Raw genomic sequence first — 262 nt, forward strand, 5'->3', positions numbered from 1 at the left:
GCTACACAGATGCCCATCGACGGCTTGCCCCTGAGCAGGCCTACCCAAGTTGTCTCACGGATGCGGAGTGGGCATTGGTGCAGGACATTTTCAGCAACGAGGGCGGCCGCGGCCTGCCGCCGCGTTACGCGCGGCGTTCCTTGGTCGACGCGTGTTGCTACGTCGTCCGGACCGGGTGCGCGTGGCGCATGCTGCCGCGGGAGTTTCCACGTTGGCAGAACGTCTATCGCACCTTTCGGCGGTGGAGCGAGCAGGGCAAGTT

General features: G+C 65.3%; 1 protein-coding gene. It reads left to right on the forward strand.

Translation table 11 applies throughout. The features are described 5' to 3' along the window. Positions 1–262 (forward strand): transposase (locus FLQ44_RS02105; protein WP_147692832.1); only part of this gene is annotated, 262 nt, incomplete at both ends.

It is taken from the genome of Vogesella mureinivorans (genome assembly GCF_007644035.1).
Taxonomy (GTDB): Bacteria; Pseudomonadota; Gammaproteobacteria; order Burkholderiales; family Chromobacteriaceae; genus Vogesella; species Vogesella mureinivorans.